The organism is Ruegeria sp. AH7, from assembly GCF_056541325.1.
Genome location: NZ_JBQFYF010000008.1, coordinates 101,651 through 122,128 on the forward strand (window position 1 = coordinate 101,651; position 20,478 = coordinate 122,128).

The 20,478-nt window shown below is 53.6% G+C and carries 19 protein-coding genes and 1 tRNA gene; 10 read left to right on the top strand and 10 right to left on the bottom strand.

Translation table 11 applies throughout. The features are described from left to right. Positions 1–24: 24 nt before the first annotated feature. Positions 25–903, bottom strand: coding sequence for a LysR family transcriptional regulator (locus tag ACR0JX_RS17815; protein WP_480545117.1), 879 nt, complete (start codon positions 901–903; stop codon positions 25–27). 110 nt (positions 904–1,013) lie between these two features. Between ACR0JX_RS17815 and gstA the strand changes: the two genes are divergently transcribed. From gstA to ACR0JX_RS17830, 3 genes are read left to right on the top strand one after another with little or no spacing between them, the layout of a single operon-like run. Next, positions 1,014–1,622: a glutathione transferase GstA gene (gene gstA / locus ACR0JX_RS17820; RefSeq protein ID WP_480545118.1), complete on the top strand. Its 609-nt coding sequence runs from the start codon at positions 1,014–1,016 to the stop codon at positions 1,620–1,622. Beyond that, entirely contained in the window at positions 1,622–2,002 is a 381-nt protein-coding gene (locus ACR0JX_RS17825) for a nuclear transport factor 2 family protein (protein ID WP_480545119.1), read from the top strand. Before gstA ends, ACR0JX_RS17825 begins: the two co-directional genes overlap by 1 nt. 4 nt (positions 2,003–2,006) lie before the next feature. Beyond that, the gene (locus tag ACR0JX_RS17830; protein WP_480499478.1) at positions 2,007–2,228 is read left to right on the top strand and encodes a tautomerase family protein; all 222 of its coding nucleotides are present in this window, start codon (positions 2,007–2,009) and stop codon (positions 2,226–2,228) included. Positions 2,229–2,416: 188 nt separating this feature from the next. Here the strand turns inward: ACR0JX_RS17830 and ACR0JX_RS17835 are convergent, their stop codons facing one another. After that, positions 2,417–3,538 carry a hypothetical protein gene (locus ACR0JX_RS17835; protein WP_480545120.1) on the bottom strand — a complete coding sequence of 374 codons (1,122 nt, stop codon included), beginning with the start codon at positions 3,536–3,538 and terminating at the stop codon, positions 2,417–2,419. A 546-nt stretch (positions 3,539–4,084) separates the two neighbouring features. On the opposite strand from ACR0JX_RS17835, the gene ACR0JX_RS17840 reads away from it, so the two are divergent. Then, positions 4,085–4,957, top strand: a complete 873-nt coding sequence (locus ACR0JX_RS17840) for a hypothetical protein (RefSeq protein WP_480545121.1) — start codon at positions 4,085–4,087, stop codon at positions 4,955–4,957. A 48-nt stretch (positions 4,958–5,005) separates the two neighbouring features. On the opposite strand, the gene ACR0JX_RS17845 is transcribed toward ACR0JX_RS17840, so the two are convergent. The 5 genes from ACR0JX_RS17845 to ACR0JX_RS17865 form a co-directional block, all read right to left on the bottom strand. Then, positions 5,006–5,167, bottom strand: coding sequence for a hypothetical protein (locus ACR0JX_RS17845; protein WP_480545122.1), 162 nt, complete (start codon positions 5,165–5,167; stop codon positions 5,006–5,008). A gap of 1,449 nt (positions 5,168–6,616) precedes the next feature. Beyond that, the gene (locus ACR0JX_RS17850; RefSeq protein WP_480545123.1) at positions 6,617–7,513 is read right to left on the bottom strand and encodes an EamA family transporter; all 897 of its coding nucleotides are present in this window, start codon (positions 7,511–7,513) and stop codon (positions 6,617–6,619) included. A 58-nt stretch (positions 7,514–7,571) separates the two neighbouring features. Further along, positions 7,572–8,195 (bottom strand): NAD(P)H:quinone oxidoreductase, encoded by a 624-nt coding sequence (gene wrbA, locus ACR0JX_RS17855; RefSeq protein ID WP_480545124.1) that lies wholly within the window; start codon positions 8,193–8,195, stop codon positions 7,572–7,574. Between the two features lie 106 nt (positions 8,196–8,301). Continuing rightward, positions 8,302–9,189, bottom strand: a complete 888-nt coding sequence (locus ACR0JX_RS17860) for a LysR family transcriptional regulator (RefSeq protein ID WP_480545125.1) — start codon at positions 9,187–9,189, stop codon at positions 8,302–8,304. A 1,746-nt stretch (positions 9,190–10,935) separates the two neighbouring features. Then, positions 10,936–11,391 (bottom strand): Lrp/AsnC family transcriptional regulator, encoded by a 456-nt coding sequence (locus ACR0JX_RS17865; protein ID WP_170350138.1) that lies wholly within the window; start codon positions 11,389–11,391, stop codon positions 10,936–10,938. Between the two features lie 115 nt (positions 11,392–11,506). On the opposite strand from ACR0JX_RS17865, the gene ACR0JX_RS17870 reads away from it, so the two are divergent. Further along, the gene (locus ACR0JX_RS17870) at positions 11,507–12,706 is read left to right on the top strand and encodes a methionine gamma-lyase (RefSeq protein WP_480545126.1); all 1,200 of its coding nucleotides are present in this window, start codon (positions 11,507–11,509) and stop codon (positions 12,704–12,706) included. Positions 12,707–12,720: 14 nt separating this feature from the next. Further along, a complete protein-coding gene (locus ACR0JX_RS17875) occupies positions 12,721–15,093 on the top strand; it encodes a 1-deoxy-D-xylulose-5-phosphate synthase N-terminal domain-containing protein (RefSeq protein ID WP_480545127.1) in 2,373 nt (790 codons plus the stop codon). A gap of 306 nt (positions 15,094–15,399) precedes the next feature. Here ACR0JX_RS17875 and ACR0JX_RS17880 read toward each other — a convergent pair whose 3' ends face one another. The 3 genes from ACR0JX_RS17880 to ACR0JX_RS17890 form a co-directional block, all read right to left on the bottom strand. Next, positions 15,400–16,317: a site-specific integrase gene (locus tag ACR0JX_RS17880; protein ID WP_480545128.1), complete on the bottom strand. Its 918-nt coding sequence runs from the start codon at positions 16,315–16,317 to the stop codon at positions 15,400–15,402. After that, positions 16,253–16,966 carry a DUF6538 domain-containing protein gene (locus tag ACR0JX_RS17885; RefSeq protein WP_480545129.1) on the bottom strand — a complete coding sequence of 238 codons (714 nt, stop codon included), beginning with the start codon at positions 16,964–16,966 and terminating at the stop codon, positions 16,253–16,255. The genes ACR0JX_RS17880 and ACR0JX_RS17885 overlap by 65 nt, the downstream gene beginning before the upstream one ends. 89 nt (positions 16,967–17,055) lie before the next feature. Next, positions 17,056–17,131: transfer RNA gene (locus ACR0JX_RS17890), tRNA-Val, on the bottom strand. Between the two features lie 257 nt (positions 17,132–17,388). Here ACR0JX_RS17890 and modA point away from each other — a divergent pair. The 4 genes from modA (at position 17,389) to ACR0JX_RS17910 (ending at position 20,475) form a co-directional block, all read left to right on the top strand. After that, complete coding sequence (modA, locus tag ACR0JX_RS17895) at positions 17,389–18,168, top strand: molybdate ABC transporter substrate-binding protein (RefSeq protein ID WP_480545130.1); 780 nt, start codon at positions 17,389–17,391, stop codon at positions 18,166–18,168. A gap of 5 nt (positions 18,169–18,173) precedes the next feature. Then, positions 18,174–18,866, top strand: a complete 693-nt coding sequence (modB, locus tag ACR0JX_RS17900) for a molybdate ABC transporter permease subunit (protein ID WP_480545131.1) — start codon at positions 18,174–18,176, stop codon at positions 18,864–18,866. Further along, positions 18,863–19,954, top strand: coding sequence for a molybdenum ABC transporter ATP-binding protein (gene modC / locus ACR0JX_RS17905; protein WP_480545132.1), 1,092 nt, complete (start codon positions 18,863–18,865; stop codon positions 19,952–19,954). Before modB ends, modC begins: the two co-directional genes overlap by 4 nt. Positions 19,955–20,067: 113 nt before the next feature. Further along, a complete protein-coding gene (locus ACR0JX_RS17910) occupies positions 20,068–20,475 on the top strand; it encodes a hypothetical protein (RefSeq protein ID WP_480545133.1) in 408 nt (135 codons plus the stop codon). Positions 20,476–20,478: the final 3 nt, after the last annotated feature.

The following is a 20,478-nucleotide window of genomic DNA, read 5'->3' on the forward strand; positions in this document are numbered from 1 at the left end:
GCGTTCCTAAGGAAGATCCATCTATCAATGGGCCGTCTCAAGCTCTGCCCAGATGTCGGACATGACTTTGCCCATCGGATTGTCCCTGCGTCGGATCGCGAAAATCTCGGTGTGGCGTGTGGGGTAACCATCAACGCGCAGCGGAACCAGGGTTCCGGTCCTCAGCTCATCCTTCATCATGTGTTCGGGCAGGCCACCCCAGCCCAGCCCGGCTTTGAGAATGGTTTTCTTCGCTTCGAAATCAGAGACCGTCCAACGATGCCCACCTGATAAAACATCCCGACTTTGATCGAAATCCTGCCCGCCGGTACCTGAAACGATAACTTGCGTATAGCCCTGCATCTCGCGCCTCGATCGGATTCCGCGGCGTTGTGCGGCCGGGAAGTCTGGGCTTGCGACGGGTCGTATCGTGATGGTTCCGAAGGGGAGCGTTTCGACATCGTCAATTGGAACGCCCTCAAGACCCGCGATGATCATATCTGCGCTGCCTTCCATCAGCCGTGCCAACGGTCCGCCCATCATTTCCGACGCCACATGGATGTTGGTTCCCGGATATCTCTCTCGGATAGTGCCCAGCAGGCTCAGTACCGGGTCCAGCGAGGTTGTGGCCGTTACCGCAATCGATATCGAGGGCTCTTGTTCACTGCGCAATCCAGCCGCGACGGCTTGCAGCCTGTGCACTTGTTCCAGAACACGCGCCGCTTCGCGAAAGTAAACCTGACCCTCGGGTGTCAGACTAGGCCGGTAGGTCTCGCGTGTGAACAGATCAAACTTCAGTTCAGCCTCCAGCTTTCGGATTTGATGGCTGACGGCAGATTGCGCTTTGTTCAAACGCTCAGAGGCCGCCCGAAAGGTTCCAGTGGCAACAATCGCGTCCAAAGCGATGAGTTGGTCTAAGGTCATATCGCATCACAAATGATCTGAATATAAGATCATTATGGTGAAAACACGATATTATCAATCGCTTTACTTGATTGCTATCTCTGGCCTGCACTCATGAAAAGGAGGTTGAGATGAAACTGTACTACAAAGCCGGAGCCTGTTCGTTGGCCAGCCATATCATGCTGAATGAGGTTGGTGAGACATTTGAGATCGAGGCTGTTGACACCGCCAAGGGGCAAACGGAAAGCGGAAGAAATTATAAGGAAATCAATGCGAACGGCTATGTACCAACGCTTGAAGTTGAGGATGGCGTGTATTTGAGCGAAGGCGTAGCAATTCTTCAGTACATTGCAGATACCCATGCCGATCAAGCCTATTCTCCGCCGCTTGGAAGTATTGAGCGTGCACGGTTACAACAATTCCTGAACTACGCTGCGGCCGAGTTGCACAAGGCCTGGGGGCCGCTCTTTTCCGACAGCTCAACATATGCGGAAAAGGCAGCAGCAGAGGCGAAGGTTCGGTCGAAATTCGACTATATCGAGAAGGTTCTGTCTGACGGGCGATCCTACTTGGTCGCCGGCACGTTTTCGGTTGCGGATGCTTACACATTCGTTCTGATCTACTGGGCTAACTTCAAGGCCATCGACCTGTCAGCCTGGCCTAACATCGCCGCCTACGCCGATCGCATCGCCGATCGCGAGTCGGTCAACGCGGCCTTTATTGCAGAGGGATTGGCGTGATGCAGCTTCACAAAGACTATGAAATCCAGAGCGTGATGAAACGTTATTTTGACGGGCTTTACCATTCAAACAGCGATGTGCTGCGAACGGTGTTTCATCGGGATCTGGTCTATGTGAACGGCACCCTCGGCGACTACGAAGTTATGGGTTTAGAGGCCTATATGGACCGGATCGACGTCCGCACGCCGCCCGCCTCGCGCGGCGATCCGCGCAAGGAAGTTATCGAACGGATCACTCTTAAAGGCGACCGGATCGGCCTCGTCGAGGCGCGCATGACCATGATGGGGCGTAACTATCAGGATTTGCTGACAGTGATCAATTCAAAGGACGGTTGGCGCGTGCTGACCAAGGTGTTCTCATTCGTTGAGAGAAAGGACTAGGACGATGCCTTACGTAAATATCAAGGTAACACAAGAGGGCGGACCTGAAGGTACAGGTCCGTCACCCGAAGAAAAGGCGCAGTTGATTTCTGGTGTGACCGACCTGTTGCACAAAGTGCTCAACAAAAACCCCGCAACGACATTCGTTGTGATTGACGAGGTGCCACTGGAAAATTGGGGAATCGCGGGTCGGAGGGTCAGTGATATCCGCGCGGAGGGCGACTGAGACTCTCGGACGAAACGCCCTCATTCAAAGAGGCGCACTTAGCACTAAAGTGTTGCGATGGTGGGTGATGAGAGACTCGAACTCCCGCCGCATCTTTTAAAATCAATGACTTACGTGTAGTTTTGTAACCGTGTAACCGACCCAAAAATAGGCTAGATTACGTTGCGTCAAGTGTGTTGCAACTGTGCTCATAGTAGCAGCCGAAGTTCGACATCACCAAGGAAGTCCAATTCGAGTTTGAGCTCACCGGCATCAACTTGCGGGACTAGAATTTCGGTTTGCGAGTAGTATTGGCCAAGTATTTTGTCTGCACTGTTGTGCATACGAGCGCTCACAAAGAGGTCGCCTTTTACATCATTCACCGCGGGGACAGCTTCACCAAATAGAGGCAGGACCATTGTGCCTTGATTCAGTGCAAACCCGTTCTCAGCTTCGAAAACGGTGGGATTGTCTGGTTCAATAGACAGAAACTTAGCATTTGTCGCAAATGACAGCTTATCCACGCCTAGCAGTTCCATCGCCGCTTGGCTGTTCTTTGTTACACCGGAGAATTCCACATTGGCATAGATACGACCTTCGGCATCTCGATCAACGCGACCATCGCCAACCCTTAGTTCGAAGTCTTGGGCTAACATGGCAATTTCTTTTTCCATCATGGATAGAGCAGGAAAAAAAGTTTTTGCGACCACGGTAATGTCTGTCTCGCCTAAAAGAACTCGATAGCTCCAATTGCTCATGGTGTATCGACCTGAATGCAATTTAGCAGAAGAACCTAGCCCATCGCACAACCGGAGTTTTGTGTCATATACCGTTTGACAGTTTTTAGCTAGATAGGTCGGAGACAGTATGTTTTCGATTTCGTGAAATCTGGCGTCGATCTCTGCCAATGGGATTGCAACTATTGGCGGGCAATCCGGGCCGGAAAGTGCTTCATAGATTACAAACTGGCGACCATCGCAAAGGACAAAGAAATTTGCTCCTACTTGGGGGTGCGTTGTATAGCTATGTGCTTGTTCTACGTCCGATTTTGATAACCCCACAGTTGCGGCCTTGGCCTCAACAATGAAAGACCCTCGCCTACCTTTTAAACCGCAACAATAATCGTAACGGCCAATCGGCACGTCCTTTCTAGAGTTCTTTCGTCCGATGAAGTGATAGGGATACTCAAGTTTTTCTTCAGGCTTCAGATAGACATCACCACCCTCGAAGTATCCAAGTTTTCGCAATATGGGATCAATAACGAACATACGCACAGAAGTTTCGTTATAATTCTCAACTTCGGACAAAATTCCGGGTTTGGCGACAATCATAATCGGCCCTTTTTGAGATGAAGCAATGGCTGGTCAACAATTACTATCTATCGCACAGCGACATAAAAATTACTTTCACCCTCTGGGCATTCTTCCCGCATTTTTACGCAAAGCGCTCGCTCTGACGCGTCGCTATCGCCATAGACTTCAACGATGTGACCACACTGTTCGCACTGACCTGACAGGCCGTCTACTTCCCGGTAATCGCCTTCAAGGGTGGTGTCAGTGACCTGAACTTCAACTCGCATAGCAGCTCCTAAGCTTTGCAACCATGACACGAGGGGTAGATGAGAATCGAACTGGTTAAAAGGTATGATTTTGATACAAGAAACCCGCCAGCTTGCACTGGTGGCTAGATCGTTCCTGGAGCAGAGGTAGGAGTTGTTTCAGCTGCTGCTAATCAACCCTAAATCGGCCAGATGTCGTTTCATCAAGTCGTAGCGAGGTGATCGGGTAACTTGAGGCTTATGTGTTTGCAAACCTTAGTGATTACCTGCATTAACAGCCAAGATATGTCGTGTCAGGAAATATTTTAGTAGGACGCATATGACAGAAAGAGAGCCTCCGACCGGACAACTGTTCTCGTTGTTGTATTTAAAAAACGATGAAACGTTGAGCGACTGTCCACGCATGCGTAGGCGTGTTGCACTAGCGTTGCAGAAATCACTTCGCGGGAATGGTTCTCTTAGCGTCGACGCGGGCCGATACCTGGAAGAAGAACTGGGTTTTTCACTGGTCAATAGGGGGCCTGCAGCACCATACGTTGATTGGCAAACGTTTTTTGATCGAGCAGATTTAGTAGACTTATTGGATTCTATTACTCATCTCTTTCGTTTTCTAAGGGCTCGCCTGCAAGCATTAAGTGCTAATGAATTTCGCTCTACGGTGCAGCGCATATTTCGCGAACGCAACATGCGATATCAAATCGATGAACTTTGTGGTGTTCATCCCTTTGTTGATGCTTCGTTTGAACAGTCACGGGCTAGTGCGCTTGCAGGCCTATCTTCTGAACGCTTTGAAGCCGCGAGGGCGCACCTGGACTGCACCGAAAAAGCATTGATGGGACCTCACGCGGACTACCGACAGGCAATTAGATCAATCTTTGATGCGGCAGAGAACATTTTTAAAATGATGTTTGCGGGAGCAACGCACATTAACAATAGCTCAATTAAGGAAAAGCTACGGCCCGCAATTGAGGCTACGTATGCGGATCGCAAAACGGTCAAAATTACTTCGCTCAAGCAATGTGACGGGTTCAAGAATTGGGTTGAGGCGGCTCACTTCTACCGGCATGCTGATGGTCAACCTGAGCCTGCACAACCACCAGAAGAACTAACTGTGTTGATGATATCACAAGGGTATGGTTGGGTGCGTTGGCTTGCGCAGCTCGACAGGCACATGCTTAGCGACAAGGGTTAAACCCGCCAGCTTACACCGACGGGTTCTCAACATCGATCTGGCGGCAATTCAAGCCAGCCGCATTTCCATCATCAAGTGTTTAGCCAAGATTTCCGGGTCAGTGCCGCATTCTTCGAACGGCTCAGACACCAGCTTTTCCAGCTTGGCTTTCAGTGCGTGGTAGATGTGATCCGGCAGATAGATTTCTTGGGTATTGGTAGTAGCCTGCACGAAACTATTCCTCTTTAAGATGATTTGGTGTGCGCAGACACGCATGACTGGAATCTGGATCGCAAGAGAAAATTTGACTTAAATCGTTGTTTTAATTATGTTTAATTGCTTACTTGTCGCTGAAAACATGAACCCTGCGCCGATTGGCTTACATCGCATTGATGGTCCAGTGCCGGGTTCGGAGAGAAGGTAGTTGGAAGCCCATCCTTATCCGTTAAATTACAAGAAATTTTACGTCAGATGTTGAATAAATTCGTTTTGGTCCCGGTGTTTTTCAGCGAGCGCGTGCAGCTCTGGCAGAAATGTTTTCAGGTCTATTTGTTTATCGCCGCCCCGGACTAGCATAGGCCGCGAGCTTGTAAGTGCTTCAGGCAGAGATCATCTCTGCCGCAAGTCCTGCGCGCTGGCTAACGCTCGCTTTCGGGCGCTTCGCGCCCACCGGTTCTGTTTCTTCTGCCGGCAGAAGCATGAAATGCACGGAATGAATGACTATCAAAAATCCCTGCAGAAATAGGACTTTCCCCCCAGGACAACACAAACAATTTCTGTGATGTCCTGGGGGAATAATCTGCATATAACAGGTGGTGAAGAGCTTCTAACACTAGGTGGCTTCCATTGACCTAGCAGCGCTCCGATCCCGGCTTTGCGGCCAAGCGGTTACAGTCTTTCGACTGAGCAACACGTCCGGCTTTCCTCCAACCTAGACGTGATCGGTTGTTGTGACCCGGGTCTAAGCCCGACGCACATTGCAACCGTCTTTCTGTGCCATTTCGTCATACGACTGGCGGCAACCACTTGGGGCGTCCGATGCTTTCCAACGGGGAGCGATCCAAAGTGATCTTTCCTGCACCTTCCAGATAGGTGACTCGCTGCCCGGTCATTTTCCCGGCGCCGGCGTTTCTTGTTGGTCTGGTATGAGGTGTCAAAGAACATAGGCATAGAAGCGCGTTGTTCTTGGCTGACTGCTTGTTGCTTTGTGCTGCTGTAACGGCCTCTTACAAACACCAAAATTCAGCTTCGCCCACAAAGCGATTTCCAGGGCGAAATGCACTTTTATCTTGAGCGCGAGAGTTTTGCGTTTGGCACACGGGGCCAGTAGATTTGTATAGAACACGCGTGCAATGCCGTAGTCTCCTATGCACATCAACAGGCCGGCTGGGACGTTCACTGGCAGCGTCCAACGCAGTTTCCGACGCAAGACAGCACTGATGTTATAACGCACGCTCTGAGCGCCCTCAGCACTTAGCGAGTTCGACCACAATGTTACCATTGCTACAGGAGGTTAGGACCGTCCGGATGCTGCGGACCCAGAACCCATCCCCTTAATCATCCGTGGGGAAACCTAGGGCTTCGATATTCTAGGGATCTGGCGAACGGGCTTGAGCGAGGCGCTGAGCCATTCCTCGCCCGCTTGCGTGATTGGACCCATTGTTTGCGACTCAACGCCCCTCAGACAGATCCAGCTGTTGCTGGTCTCAAATTTTTCAAACCCGAATTGTCTCTTCGACTCACGCTCTGGCCAACCACAACAGAGCCAAAAACTATGGCTGCTCCAATGGACTGGGTGAGGCTAAGCGTTTGCCCCAAGTATACCCAGCCGAGCGCGACAGCTGTAACAGGACTCATCATACCTAGCATCGAAACTGCACTGGGATCCAAGCGCGCTATGCCGCGAAACCAAAGAGCATAGGTTGCTGCAGCACCAATCAACCCGAGCCAAATAAGGCCGGCGACATTTGTCGCGCTGAGCGCAGGGAGAGGCGGCTCAAGAAACAGTGCGACTGGCAGCAGTATCAAACCACCGGCTGTTAATTGCCACGCTGTGAAACTCAGTGCCGAGACCGGAGGTTGCCATTTCCGGCTGAGAACAGTGCCAGCAGCCATTGACGCGGCTCCTCCCAAACCCGCTGCTATACCAATCCAATCAAGTTGTGCTTCTGGTCCGATCAGCAGCAGAGACACACCCATTACGCCAGTCGCGGCGGCGCCAAGTGCACCAAGTCGGATTGGGGTTCCCAGCCATCCCCACGCCATCAAAATCACGATCGTTGCTTGCAACGATCCTAGGGTGGCGGCCACACCACCGGGTAACCTATACGCAGCAACGAAGAGGAGCACCCAGAACAGAGCGAAATTGAGGCTGCCCAAGACGAAAACTCGACCGAACCAATCGCGTGGTGGAACGCAACGCGTCACTGCAAGCAACAACAACCCAGCAGGCAGAGCTCGTAACGCAGCCAGAGTAATCGGGTAGCCAGCCGGGAGCGCTTCGGTCGTTACCAGATAAGTGCTTCCCCATACCGCTGGGGCGAGCGAAGTGAGAAGAATATCGGTTGAGCGTGACATGGTATGTCTCCCAGCTGAGGCGTTTGAGAATTTGAGTGAGACGTCAGAGGCGCGCGGGTTACGCTGCTTCCGCTTGGAGGTTTGATCCAGCGAGGCACGCTGCAATCCTTGCAACATGAGCACCCTGGAACCGCGCTCCGGCCAGGTCAGTTTCGGTAGGCGTGCGGGAACCATCGGCACCAGCGATGGTTCCCGCACCATATGGTGCACCACCAATAATTTCGTCTGATGTAGTCTGGCCAGCAAATGTGTAGGGCATTCCGGCAATCAGCATCCCAAAGTGTTGAAGCGGGACTTGCGTTGTCAGAAGGGTCGCCTCGTGCCCGCCATGTTGCGAACCCGTAGACGCAAAGACCGCCCCGACTTTACCAACCAGTGCATTCCTGGCCCAAAGCCCGCCAGCCTGGTCAAGGAAGGACTTCATTTGGCCAGCCATCATGCCAAATCGGGTCGGTGTTCCAATGATGATTGCATCATAGTTTTCGAGATCTGTCGGCAAGGCGATAGGCGTGTCATCCACGACATAGCCAGCCTGCTGGCGGACTTCCTCAGGGACAGTTTCGGGCACACGCCGAACGTCAACTTCGGTGCCGGGAACACTTCTTGCGCCTTCAGCTTCGGCATCGGCCAATGTGCGGACGTGGCCATAGCTTGAATAGTAGAGAACGAGAATACGTGACATAGGATACCTCTCAGGGCTGTGATTTGTTCCCTGAGAGAATGGAATTTGTTGCACCGCCAATTAAGCTGCGCTCTTTGACATCACTCTTTACCTGTATTGAATAATGTCACGACCTGAGAGCCAGGCGCAGATGATCAAGAAAGGCTGTAACCTTTGCGTCCATTCCCAAGCGAGATGCTGTAACTGCGAATACTTCTGGCGCGGGCAATTCGTGGTCAGGAAGAACTCTCACCAAAGCTCCACTAACTTCAGGAGCATCAGAAACGAACTCAGGCAGGGTTCCAATACCTTGCCCCGCTATCAGCAGATCGCGCAAAACGAGGCTATTGCCAACCCGCACGCGCGGATCAAGCTCTAATGTTGTGACACCGTTGGCGGCCGAGAGCTTCCAACTCGTCAAATGATCAGCAAGCAAAAAGCCGATGATCGCGTGGTTTTTCAGATCCGCTGGCTGGGTCGGCGTCCCACATCGCTCCAAATAGTCAGGAGACGCAAAAATCCGCTGTCGCATCACCCCGATCCGTCGCGCAACAAGGGTCGAATCCGGCATCGCGGCTCGGATTCGTATCGACAGATCGAACCCGCCCTCGACCATATCGATCACCTTGTCGTCCATCGAAAGAGTAAATCGCAGATCTGGATAGGTTTCCAAGAACTCTGGAATCATCGGTGCGATAACGGTTTGGCCGAAGGAGCTTGACGCATTCACCCGAAGGTGCCCACGCATCGCTTTTGAACCTTCCCTAATGGTCTGTTCCGTTTTTTCGACTGCATCGAGGATTCCAATTGCATCCTGGTAATAAAGGCTGCCGGTGTCAGTCAGTGACATCGATCGGGTCGTTCTGGTGAGGAGGACGGTTCCCAGGCTCTCTTCCAGAAGCTTGATTTCTCTGCTGAGAAGCGCAGGAGAAACACCAAGGTCTTCCGCCGCACGGGCAAAGCTACCGCGTTCAACGATACGGCAAAAAGCTTGCATGACTGACAGTTTGTCCAACTCCAGGCCCCCGATCAGTTTTTTGAGCCGCCCAGTTGGGCGTAACGAACTGCAAGTTATACGACCGCGCCACTGGTGCGAAGGGGCGGCACGTCTGAGTTGCTGGTGTTGATTTCCGAGCGGTTGCCAGAAAACAACCATCGCTCTATTTTCGGCGAGGCTAGGAGTAAGGCACAATGGCAAAATCTAAGAATCCGCTTACGCCGAAAAGTGTTCCAAGCCGGTCGAGCAATGAAAACTCGGATCGCCCCGTCAATAGCAAAGCTAGACCAGTGAGCGACGCCGCTAGTGAGCCAACTCGGCAGGAAAGACTCAGGGCGATTGCAGAAGATGCGGAAAGACGTCTCAAGGGTTCAATGAAGCTTCTCTCTTGAAGTCGCCATACGAAACTCCAAAGAAATTACAGCACATACAATCAAAGTGCAGCCGTCTTTACGCTCCAAGGCGAGTCACCGGTTAACCAATGAGCACTCAGAAGCAACGGAGCATACAAAAGTTCTGGTAAACATAAGCGCAAATCGGGTGCCGCCCCTGAGCGCTCTTCCCTACGATCACCTTTCCTCTCTAGCACCCAGTTACCTTGACACCTCTTACACTAGGTTGTCGCTCTCTAGGGCGCTGTTGCGTGTTGGTGCTATCTATCGTGATTGCGATCTAGGTGCATCTATTCCCTGTCTATGAGCAATCGTCGATTTCTTCTCTCGGGAGTAGCTCAATACGCTGCCTGACATAGACCTGTGCTTACGCTCTCTATCTCGCTCTCTCAGTAGCTCTCCATACTGGCCTGAGCTACGTCCGTTCTCTTACATGTGTCTGGTGTCGTCTGGCCTGTGTTTCGCTCTTCTGTTAGCTTTTCTGGCATGTCTTCTGATATGTGTTTTCCAAGAACCGTTGTTTTTATGGGTTTGTCTGGTTCAAAGGTTTACATTCCGTCGATCCCGGGAAGGCGGATGTAAACTTTTGTCAACCTTGTGCAACCTCAGTTCAATCAGCGAGGGACCCGGCGAGGCAGGGTTCACCAGCCATTCCTCGCCGCTATCTCGAAAACCCATTCCATTTTTCTTTGTGTGGTCGACAAAGGCGCCTCAATAGCTGCACTCGCCGTAAGGTAGGCTCAGGATCATTTCCGTTGCTCACGTCCCGGAGGAACTGCAACCAGGCGCGCTCACTCAATGTTAGGTCGTCTTTCAAGTCATGCAAGGCACCTACCTCCCGAAGATGGTCTTGATCGCCGTCTCTGACCGACTGGTCAGCCGGGGATCAGTGTTATTAGAGGCCTTGCGAATTGCTTTTAGCCAGCCAAGTTCATTCGACGTGACATGTTCTCCGAATACCTCGACAACTGCCTTAGCTGCAGTCAGGCTGATCGACTGCTCAATTGCGAGGCGCATAAGGTAGGCAGCGTCGCATTCCAAAGCGTTCGCCAAGCCGGGACGCGATCCAATGCCACCTTGGAACTACCCTGCTTGATCATCGTGATCATGTTCGGGTCGACGTATCCCACCTACGCCGCGATCTCGGCTTGGCTCTTGGTAGGTTTCAGTTCGAGCACCCTCCGTTCGAAATACGTCGCCATCCGGGTGTCTCCATACGGTTTATTTGTCATCGCTATCCTCTCAGAAGTGATGCAGCACGCGCTGCATGTCTTTGATATAGCGACGGAGAGAATGGGAAATTGCGGAGGGAAAAAATCAATAAACTAAAATGTTTAGCCGATCGACAACAACTCATTCTAACTGGGTCCATCTATCCGGGCGGAAAAACAGAAGTCTTTTTTACTGTTCCATAGACGAAGCTGGTATCGATCGAGGCAATCCCACCGATCGGATGAATTCGGTGACGAATAAATTCCTCGTAGGCCTCTAGATCCGATACTAAAACCCGCAATTGGTAGTCCATTGCCCCGGTCAGCACGTGGCATTCAAGAACTTCATCGATCATCCGAACACGTTTCTCGAAGTTCTGAACGTCCGTTTCGTTGTGTCGCTCCAATCTGATACGCACGAAGACAGTAATGGCCATCCCATAGGCGGCAGCGTCGACGTCGGCGCTGTATCCCTTTATCACTCCATTGGCTTCTAGGTTTTTGACCCTGCGCAAACACGGTGAGGGAGACAGGTTCACTTCGTCGGCAAGATCCTGGTTCGTCATGCGCCCGTCGCGCTGCAGCGCTCGAATGATCTGCCTGTCCTTAGCGTCCATTTCATCCTCTTTTTTGGCATAGTATGCCAATATTAAAGCTTAAGTTGGCATTTTTAGCAACCATTGGCCCAAAGTAAAGGCGCAAACTGGCTCCAACATGTATCAGGAGCTTGCAATGACCCCTTCAACCGGATTTGCCACCCGCGCCATTCACCACGCTTATGACCCTCTGGAAAATGACGGCGCGCTTACGCCACCCCTGCATTTGACGTCCACGTTTACCTTTGAAACCGCAGAAGCAGGTGGCGAGATGTTCGCAGGTGAGCGTGAAGGTCATATCTACAGCCGCATTTCGAACCCAACATGCGACCTTCTTGAACAACGCATTGCCGTGCTTGAGGGGGCCGAGGCCGGGCTAGCTCTCTCAAGCGGTATGGGGGCGGTCACGGCAGTGCTCTGGACCCTGCTGTCGCCAGGTGACGAAGTCATCGTGGACAAAACGCTCTATGGCTGCACCTTCGCCTTTATGCGCCACGGTTTGGCAAAATGGGGTGTCACGATCACACATGTCGACATGACAGACCCGGAGAACCTGAGAGCGGCCATTTCTGACAAAACCCGCGTTGTCTATTTCGAAACTCCGGCCAATCCGAACATGCGCTTGGTGGACATCGCCGCAAGCGCCGCAATTGCGCATTCGGTCGGAGCAACGGTCGTCGTCGATAACACTTATGCCAGCCCGTATCTGACCCGCCCGATCGAGCATGGTGCAGATATCGTTCTGCACTCTGCTACCAAATATCTCGGCGGACACGGGGATGTGGTGGCCGGTCTGGTGGTAGGAACCGCCGAACAGATTGCTGAAATCCGCCTTGTTGGAATGAAGGACATGACAGGCGCGGTAATGGCGCCTTTCAACGCGATGCTAGTCCTGCGTGGTCTGAAAACACTGAATCTGCGTGTGGATCGTCATTGTGAATCTGCCAAAGTCGTCGCGGACTTCCTCGAAGCGCACCCCGCCGTCGGTGAGGTTTATTTCCCTGGTCTTAAGAGTTTCGTTCAGCACGATGTGGCGCAGCGACAGATGTCCCAACCCGGTGCTATGATAGCGTTCGAGATCAAGTCCGGCCTGTCCGGTGGGATTGATTTCATGAACCGCCTGAACATGATCCAGCGTGCGGTGTCCTTGGGCGACGCGGAAACACTGATCCAACACCCAGCGTCCATGACTCATTCGACGTATACGCCGGAAGAACGTGCCGAGCATGGGATCAGCGATGGCCTGATCCGCCTGTCGGTCGGACTGGAGGATGTCGAAGATATCCTTGCAGACCTGGAGCAAGCTTTGCCTTACCCTGCTCGCAGCGCCGCCTGAACCCGGAGACCGCCATGCACATTGATCCCACCCAACTGAAGACCGTCGAACAGCGCCTGCTGTGGTTGTCGCATTGGATGATCCACCATGCCAACCATGTCCGACCAAAGGTGGATGGGATCAAGATCGGTGGCCATCAGGCTTCGTCTGCTTCGATGGTATCAATCATGACCGCGCTCTACTTCTCGGCCTTGCGCCCTGAGGACCGGGTTGCAGTTAAACCCCATGCGTCGCCGGTATTTCATGCGATGCAGTATCTGATGGGTAATCAGACCCGCGAAAAGATGGAGAATTTTCGCGGATTTGGGGGTGTGCAAAGTTATCCCAGCCGGACAAAGGATATAGATGATGTTGATTTCTCGACCGGGTCTGTGGGTTTAGGTGTCGCGATCACCTCGTTTGCCTCGATCATTCAAGACTACATCAAGGCCAAAAGCTGGGGCTCAAACGCGCCAATGGGACGTATGGTAGCCCTGGTAGGCGATGCCGAACTGGATGAAGGCAATGTCTATGAGGCATTACAGGAAGGATGGAAGAACGACCTGCGAAACACGTGGTGGATCATCGATTACAACCGACAGTCGCTGGACGGTATCGTCCGGGAAGGCTTGTTCGAACGGATCGAGAAAATCTTCGATGCGTTCAGCTGGGATGTCGTTCGTGTCAAATATGGGGTTCTTCAACGCGCGGCCTTTAAAGAACCCGGCGGAGATCGCCTGCGAGATTGGATCGACGCTTGCCCAAACCAAGACTACTCGGCTTTGACTTTCATGGGTGGCGCGAACTGGCGACAGCGTCTCATGGACGATCTGGGGGATCAGGGGGATGTGACCGCTCTGATCGAACGGCGCACGGATGCAGAGCTCGCAGACCTTATGGAGAACCTCGGCGGCAACTGCGTCGAGACAATGGCCCAAACATTTGCCGCCATCGATCATGATCGCCCAACATGTTTCCTGGCCTACACAGTCAAAGGATGGGGCACCCCTATTGCAGGTCACAAGGACAATCACGGCGGGCTAATGAACAATAGCCAGTTCGCCGCGTGGCAGTCGCATATGGGTGTGCCGAAGGGCGAAGAATGGGAGCCGCTCGCGACAGTGCAGGACCCAGACGCATTCAAAGATTTTCTGGCCAGCACGCCGTTCTTTGCTAAAGGTCCGCGCCGCTATTTTGATGACAAGCTGGAAGTGCCGCCAATCGAAATCGACACCAACCGTGAAATCTCGACCCAGATGGCGTTTGGCAAGATCCTTGACGATCTGTCAAAAGGCGACGGCCCAATGGCCGAACGCATAGTGACGACCTCCCCAGATGTGACAGGCACAACAAGCCTTGGTCCTTGGGTGAACCGGCGCAAACTGTTCGCCCGATCCGAGCAAGCCGACGCCTTCATAGAACACCGGATCCCTTCGACGGCGAAATGGGAATTCACGCCGGAAGGGCAGCATATCGAGCTTGGTATAGCCGAAATGAACCTCATGTTGCTTCTGGGAGCGGCGGGCCTGTCGCATTCCCTGTTCGGTAAGAGGTTGATCCCAATTGGCACCGTCTATGATCCATTTGTCAGCCGCGGCCTCGATGCGCTGAATTACGCCTGTTATCAGGACGCGCGTTTCATGCTGGTTGGCACACCTTCGGGCGTGACACTCGCCCCCGAAGGTGGAGCACACCAATCCGTTGGAACACCGCTCATCGGGATGAGCCAAGACGGTTTGGCCGCTTTTGAACCGGCCTTTGCCGACGAGCTAGCGGTGATTATGGAATGGGCCTTCGACTACCTGCAGCGCGACGGCGAAGGGCAACCGGATGAGCGCACATGGCTGCGCGATGAAACCGGAGGGTCTGTCTACCTGCGCCTGACCACCAACCCGATTGAACAGCCCGGAAAGCGTGTCGACGATGAGTTCCGCCAAGGTGCCATCGATGGGGCTTATTGGTTAAGAAAACCGGGACCCAATTGCGAAGTTGTAATCGCCTATCAAGGAGCAGTCGCGCCGGTGGCAATCAAGGCCGCCGGTATGATTGGTGAAGGCCGTCGCGACATAGGTGTATTGGCCGTGACATCCGCAGATCGCCTGAATGCTGGATGGACCGCCGCTCAACGAGCGCGTTCTCGCGGCAACCAAGCGGCACGCTCTCACATCGAGACCCTGATGTCCGACCTTCCGCCACACTGCAAGCTTGTCACTGTTATCGATGGTCATCCTGCAACTCTATCCTGGCTCGGGGCAGTGCTTGGGCATCAGACTATTCCCATGGGCGTCGAGCATTTTGGTCAGACCGGAACGATCGGCGATCTATATCGCCATCACTGCATTGACGCAGACGCTATCCTGGAAAAAGTGAGTGGCCTGACCCATGGCAGGACTCTTCACCGTGCATAAGTGGGCTGGATCTGGGCAAAAATATAGAAAGCAAACTAGCACTGATCATAGACCAAGATAACTTTCGGCCAATGTAGACAGTGCTCTTAGGTTCAATGAATCTGCCGGACCTGAACTTGGCTGGTTTGATTGGAGGCGACGCCCAAAAAACAGGGTTCCTTTGATTAAAAATCAATAAGTTGGTCCTCAGTCCCGATCTTCGGGAGGCAAGGGTAGGAGGTTCGAACCCTTTCACTCTGACCAATAAAATACGGCACACGAGAGCGCCTTGTAACTGCAAGACTGCAACGAGAAATCTCGCATGAGCTACTTCAATATGTAGTGAGGTAGTCTGTTGATTGCGTCGATCTTGGTTCTCTGCGTCACGTCACCGTAGTCATCACCTGCCGTTTTCCCTGCATGGCCCTGAATGGCATCGACAACACGATCAGATATACAGAGTTCACGGCACTGCGTTTTGAAACGGTGCCGCCATGCATGATTGGGCAGCAATCCTTCTGGCGCCAGCCCGGACTTTCTAAGCCATGCTGCAATCTGATTTGCGATACGCTTCGCCTTGCGTGAATAGTCCTCTTGTCTCGTGCCGCCGTGGAACAATGGGCCGGGCTTCGCAGCTTCGACAAAGTCAATGAAGCCCTCGCTTATGATTTGGGGATGCAGCGGAGCGTCACGATATCCACCTGTCTTAACCGAACCGGCATCTGGCGTAATCCTAATAATCCAATGCTCATCGATCTTGCGCACGTCTTCTTTGCGGAGCTGAGTAATCTCTGAAACGCGCGCGCCAGTGAAGGCACAGATGATCGGTGCCCAGCGTTTAGCGGCTACCAAATGCGATTTCTCCCTAACGTAACCGCGCTCGTCTTCGTTGGGAGTATAGGTGCGGCTGGCTTTCAAGAGCTTGTTCGCTTCGGCCTCTACATAGCCGCGTTCCCTAGTGTGCTGCTTCTTGGGCTTTGCTTGCCGCACATTGGCAGCCGGGTTCTCAGTTAGAATTTCATTCTCGACCGCCCATGAAAACAGTGACCGAATGGTGGAGAGATACACATCGCTAACCGTCTTGGCGGATAAGCTACCCATCAACTGATCGCGCCAATCAATCAAGTCTTTCTTGGTAACTCGTGTGGCATCGTTGTGTTTCAGGTGTTTGACGAGTTTATCAATGACTGGCTGCTGGCGACCAGTGCCAGACCGCATAAACCCGGCTTGCTGGCGGTGCGCCACGTAGTCTTTCCAGAGCTGTTTGATACTGACCGGAGTAGGGGCGTTTTCCGGGGGCTGTGCGTCCACAATGATTGGCGCAGTGGGTGTTGCCGGTAAAATCGCCTTCGTCACGCTCAGCGGAGCGCGCAAGGGCTTCCAGCTCTGCTTGGCAAAGGGCACGGGCTATCTCTCGCCATTCGGTGCTACCCGGTGTCGCGTCTACATTGCCAGTTGCCCGGAAGCGTTCAATCTGCGCGCCGACCAACTCACCTAGCTCAACGTCATTGGCATTCCCTGCTAAGGCAGCGCGTAGGCGGCCAACTAGCAGATCATCAATGCCGACGGCAGAGTAGCGTGGATCATTTCTGAGTTGATCATCAAAGGCCATGCGCTGGTGATAGTGGCTGTGTGCGATCTGATCCGGTGCGAGAGGGAAGCGGGCAGAGGCGTTTTGTGGTTGGTTTGGGTTCGCCTTTTGCTCTGCCACCGCGATCTGATGCTGAATCTGCGTAACTGCGCCCGGCAAAAGTTTGAGCGCTTCGCGGTAGTCACCACCCAGAGCGATGCGCAACTCGGTCTTCCCAATGATTCCGCGCAGGTCTTTCGGAACCACGACACGTGCATGATACCGCCCGGAACGGTTAACGAGGTGACGAATCTTACCTGCCATGGGAACACCTTTTGTAACCAAAGTTGTAACCTTCAAACGGACATAGTGCCTTGTTTGCAAGGGTTTTCTTTTATTTCAAAAGGTTAGAATGGTGGGTGATGAGAGACTCGAACTCCCGACATCTTCGGTGTAAACGAAGCGCTCTACCAACTGAGCTAATCACCCGTAGCGCTGCATTTAGCCAAGCCTGTGGGCGGGTGCAAGAGGGTTCAGTGGATTTTATCGGATTGTTTTACTCTGATCTGTGAAACCGTCTGTACTGTCAACGGGTCAGAGGCCGGAGCGCAGACAGGCGCCCGCATTCTCAAGCGAGGTATGGCAGATATCACAAACACCACTTGATCGTGGGAAACATGCTTGCGGGTGACCCATTGCCTCCGATATTCCAGAACCAGACGGTCGTTTCCCGGCCCGGAGTTTGGATGGCTTTTTTAATGACCCGCCGTGCGGTTGTGGCGGTTTTGGTACTGGCTACGCTCATTCTGGCTCCGATCCGGGCCGGGGCCGATGGTGTTTTGGTGTTTGCCGCTGCCAGCCTGAAAACGGCGCTGGATGAGCTTGCGACTGGCTACAACGCACAAACTGGTGTGAGCATTACGGTCTCCTATGCAGCTTCATCCGTACTAGCCCGCCAGATTCAGGCGGGTGCACCTGCGGATATTTTCATTTCGGCAAATTCCAATTGGATGGATTTGCTGCAGGATCAAGCGCTGATTGATCCGGCTTCGCGTGTGGATTTGCTAAGTAACGGGTTGGTTCTGATTGGGGCATCAGAGCGGGCACCGGTCGAACACATTGGTTCAGACTATGACATCGTGACTGAGCTGGCAGGCGGTTACCTGGCCATGGCGCTGGTCGACGCGGTGCCTGCAGGGATCTATGGCAAGTCAGCGCTGGAAAATCTTGGGCTTTGGGGCGCGGTTCAAGGGCAGGTGGCGCAGACGGATAATGTGCGCGCTGCGCTTGCGCTTGTGGCAACCGAGGCGGCACCCTTAGGCGTAGTTTATCGTTCGGACGCGATAGCGGACCCACGGGTGAGTGTTGTTAGTAAAATACCAGCCGAGATGCATCCCCCCATTGTCTACCCTGCAGCCTTGATGCGGTTTTCAACGCCTGAAGCTGCTTCATTTCTAGAGTTTCTTCAAACCAATGACGCTATGTCTGTTTTCCTGAGGCAGGGGTTTTCCCTGCCGGACAGGTGATCGGGATGGAGTGGTTGGGCCCGGCTGAACTGGAAGCGCTTCGGCTGTCGCTGCGCGTGTCATTGTCGGCCACTCTGGCTACTTTGCCATTCGGGATATTTGTGGCTTATGCGTTGGCAAGATGGCGCTTTCCGGGACGTCAGGTGTTGAACGGTTTGGTCCATCTGCCACTTATTTTGCCGCCTGTTGTCACGGGGTACTTGCTGCTGCTGACATTTGGCATTCAGGGGCCCATAGGGCGGTTTCTGGCCGAGTTTGGGATTGTCGTTGCCTTTCGTTGGACCGGCGCCGCGCTGGCTGCTGGGATCATGGCGTTTCCCCTTATGGTACGCGCCATACGATTGTCGATTGAGGCCGTGGATCCAAAGCTGGAACAGGCGGGTTCGACCCTTGGGGCATCGCGGCTGATGGTGTTTGCGACTGTGACCCTGCCGATGATCCTGCCGGGGATCATCGCCGGATCGATCCTGGCCTTTGCCAAAGCGATGGGAGAGTTCGGGGCGACGATTACGTTCGTGTCAAATATTCCCGGACAAACCCAGACGTTGCCATCGGCCGTTTATGCTTTCCTACAAGTGCCAGGGGGCGAAGCTGCTGCCACCCGATTGGTCGTGATCTCGATCATCATCGCCATGGGGGCTTTGCTTCTATCTGAATATGTGGGGCGCCGTGCGGCTGCAAGGGTGGCCGGGTCATGAGCTTATCTGTGCGCCTGAAACACCATTTGTCGGGCATTGATCTTGATCTGACCTTTGACGCGCCGCAGGGGGTAACTGTGCTGTTTGGGCGTTCGGGATCAGGCAAAACTACGGTTGTGAACGCAGTGGCAGGCCTGTTGCGGCCCGAAGCGGGGCGGGTGGTCGTGGATGACTGGGTTCTGTTTGATACCGAAGCACAGCACTGGCTGCCGCCCCATAAGCGTCGCCTGGGTTACATCTTTCAGGAGGGGAGGCTTTTCCCACACCTGACCGTTCGCCAGAATCTGTCCTACGGTCGCTGGTTTGCGCCGCGTGGTGCGCAGCAAGAAAACCCTGATCGGATCATCGAGATGCTGGGCATCGGCCATTTGCTGAGCCGCCGACCGGCCCTGTTATCGGGTGGGGAAAAGCAGCGTGTGGCGATCGGGCGCGCTTTGCTGGCCAGCCCCCGTCTGATCCTTGCAGATGAACCCTTGGCGGCACTGGATGAGGCCCGAAAAGCCGAGATACTGCCCTATTTCGAGCGGCTTAGGGATGAGGTTTCGGTTCCAATCTTGTATGTCACCCATTCGGCCGCCGAAGTGGCGCGGCTTGCGACATCCGTTGTGGCTTTGCAGGATGGTAAAGTTGCTGGCCAGGGTCCGGCCTCCGATGTCCTGTCTGATCCGTCAGTTGCACCTGCTGGCGTGCGCGCAATAGGTGCGGTCTTGCAGGTGCGGGTCAAAGAACATCACTCGGATGGGTTGACCGAGCTGGATGCCGGCGGGGAGCGCCTGTTTCTGCCCCGCGTCGCACATCAGGTGGGAGAGAGCTTGCGCATTCGTATCCCGGCGCAGGAGGTCATTCTATCAAGCCAGCCACCACAGGGGCTGTCAGCTTTGAATGTGCTCAGTGGACAGGTTGAGACGATCCGGTCAGGCGATGGACCGGGCGCGATTGTCTCGGTTAAAACACCTGCCGGCGTTGTTCTGGCGCGGGTGACACGACGCTCGGTCAACGCATTGGGTTTGCAGACTGGAGCGACCTGTTATGCGGTGATCAAAACCGTGGCCTTGGCGCCGCAGGATGTCGGGGGACGCATCTTGTGACGCGGCCCAAACGGCATCACACAAAGGGTCACATCGCTGTTGGTCGGCTTTACTCGGAGCTTCAAGTATCTATTTTTAGAAGCAGACACGGATTCTGGTTTGGAGCGTCTGCTATGTCATTGTTCAGAATATGTGCGTTTGGCGCGACCCTTTTGGCCCCAAGTTTGGCAGGGGCCGTTGGATTTGGACTGAATGTCACCCCGCAGTTTCGGACGGAGATCACACCTCTGAAAGACGGAATATATGAGGTCAAAGCAATCGGCTCCTCAGCCCCGGTCAACTATTGGTGCGGGATCGGGGATTATGCGTTGCGAACACTTGGCGTGCCAAATAACCAGAGAATATACATCTCCAAGGCTTATGAGCCCGGCGTACGAACAGTTCAGTTCTCGCTGACGCCACCGCCCGGTGCGGATACGAACCCGGGATACTCGATTACGGTTAAGCGCGTGGGCGAGAATATGTCGGCCTCTTCGGCGCAGAACTACTGTTACGATAACTTCATCGACTTTGGCTTTTAAGGG

Bases quoted from the DNA above. Each gene is read 5' to 3' on its own strand.
- ACR0JX_RS17815 (WP_480545117.1), bottom strand. From the start codon at position 903: ATGACCTTAGACCAACTCATCGCTTTGGACGCGATTGTTGCCACTGGA.
- gstA (WP_480545118.1), top strand. From the start codon at position 1,014: ATGAAACTGTACTACAAAGCCGGAGCCTGTTCGTTGGCCAGCCATATC.
- ACR0JX_RS17825 (WP_480545119.1), top strand. From the start codon at position 1,622: ATGCAGCTTCACAAAGACTATGAAATCCAGAGCGTGATGAAACGTTAT.
- ACR0JX_RS17830 (WP_480499478.1), top strand. From the start codon at position 2,007: ATGCCTTACGTAAATATCAAGGTAACACAAGAGGGCGGACCTGAAGGT.
- ACR0JX_RS17835 (WP_480545120.1), bottom strand. From the start codon at position 3,538: ATGATTGTCGCCAAACCCGGAATTTTGTCCGAAGTTGAGAATTATAAC.
- ACR0JX_RS17840 (WP_480545121.1), top strand. From the start codon at position 4,085: ATGACAGAAAGAGAGCCTCCGACCGGACAACTGTTCTCGTTGTTGTAT.
- ACR0JX_RS17850 (WP_480545123.1), bottom strand. From the start codon at position 7,513: ATGTCACGCTCAACCGATATTCTTCTCACTTCGCTCGCCCCAGCGGTA.
- wrbA (WP_480545124.1), bottom strand. From the start codon at position 8,195: ATGTCACGTATTCTCGTTCTCTACTATTCAAGCTATGGCCACGTCCGC.
- ACR0JX_RS17865 (WP_170350138.1), bottom strand. From the start codon at position 11,391: ATGGACGCTAAGGACAGGCAGATCATTCGAGCGCTGCAGCGCGACGGG.
- ACR0JX_RS17870 (WP_480545126.1), top strand. From the start codon at position 11,507: ATGACCCCTTCAACCGGATTTGCCACCCGCGCCATTCACCACGCTTAT.
- ACR0JX_RS17875 (WP_480545127.1), top strand. From the start codon at position 12,721: ATGCACATTGATCCCACCCAACTGAAGACCGTCGAACAGCGCCTGCTG.
- ACR0JX_RS17885 (WP_480545129.1), bottom strand. From the start codon at position 16,966: ATGGCAGGTAAGATTCGTCACCTCGTTAACCGTTCCGGGCGGTATCAT.
- modA (WP_480545130.1), top strand. From the start codon at position 17,389: ATGGCTTTTTTAATGACCCGCCGTGCGGTTGTGGCGGTTTTGGTACTG.
- modB (WP_480545131.1), top strand. From the start codon at position 18,174: ATGGAGTGGTTGGGCCCGGCTGAACTGGAAGCGCTTCGGCTGTCGCTG.
- modC (WP_480545132.1), top strand. From the start codon at position 18,863: ATGAGCTTATCTGTGCGCCTGAAACACCATTTGTCGGGCATTGATCTT.
- ACR0JX_RS17910 (WP_480545133.1), top strand. From the start codon at position 20,068: ATGTCATTGTTCAGAATATGTGCGTTTGGCGCGACCCTTTTGGCCCCA.